The organism is bacterium, assembly GCA_024224155.1.
Taxonomy (GTDB): domain Bacteria; phylum Acidobacteriota; class Thermoanaerobaculia; order Multivoradales; family JAHEKO01; genus CALZIK01.
In genome coordinates this window covers 1-952 of the sequence record JAAENP010000353.1, presented here as the reverse complement: position 1 = coordinate 952, position 952 = coordinate 1, and the positions used below count along the sequence as shown (strand labels likewise).

Sequence of the window (952 nt, the reverse complement as noted above, 5' to 3'; positions counted from 1 at the left end):
GGTCCCGAAACGGGCTTCTAGTCAATGGCGTGGCCGCGCGTTCCCCCTGTCTCCACAGTTTGGGACCGCACCCAACGGATCCTACATCCCTGCCCGGTGGGCGCCCCGAAAGTACCTCGAGCCGCTGCTTGGCCCCGGCGTCGAGCACGCCATCGAACAGTATGTCTGCCCCGATCGCGAACTGCTGGCGATCCTGCAACTTTTCCGGGCGCAGCGGCAGATCTTGTACCGCTTCGCCATCGAAGAGGGCCCGAAAGTGGCCGAAGTCGAGGTCACCATGCCTTCGGGTCAGAGCAAGACGATGGAGATCTACAACGACACCGTGATGGGCTACAACAAGTCGGGCGATGAGGTCATTCGGATTACTGTCGAGGAGCCCACTTTCGAGAGATCAGCGGAGCATTTGAACTCGATATGATCGGAGACGCCAGTGGCGAGCCAGCCGTTTACTGAGAAGATTGTCGACGGGACGGTAGAGATGGCCCGGGGACATCTGTACACATTCCTGGCGAGCACCCTTGCCGACCCTTCCGGCGAGCCATTCGATGTCGCCGTGGATCCCAAGCGGCAAGCGGTCGCGACAGCCGCTGCCGATCTGCTCCGCTCGGAAGCTCCCGAGCAGATGGAGCTTGCGCCGATTGAGCGCCTCCCGGGCGAGCTGGATCTTCGGGCCATGGTCCAGGAGCTGCAGGTGCCCCGGCAGGCGCTGGTCACCGAACACCAGAACGTCTTCGGGCTGTTGTTGGGCAAAACGGCGCCACCAAACGAGACCGAGTACTGCCATTCGAGGGACTCGTTCTATCGCGCCGGGGAACTGGCTGACATCGCGGGCTTCTACCGCGCCTTCGGACTGGAACGCGACGCCGTGCGGCGGGAAAGGGCTGATCACCTCTCACTCGAGCTGGAATTCATGGCCCATCTCATCGCAAAAGAGATTCTCGCGGAGAACTCT

2 protein-coding genes are annotated in these 952 nt (G+C 62.0%); both read left to right on the top strand.

What is annotated here, in order from left to right:
* On the top strand, nucleotides 1-418 hold a 418-nt coding region (locus GY769_17725; protein MCP4203761.1), incomplete at its 5' end, for a hypothetical protein.
* A 12-nt stretch (nucleotides 419-430) separates the two neighbouring features.
* Nucleotides 431-952 (top strand): molecular chaperone TorD family protein (locus GY769_17720; protein MCP4203760.1); only part of this gene is annotated, 522 nt, incomplete at its 3' end.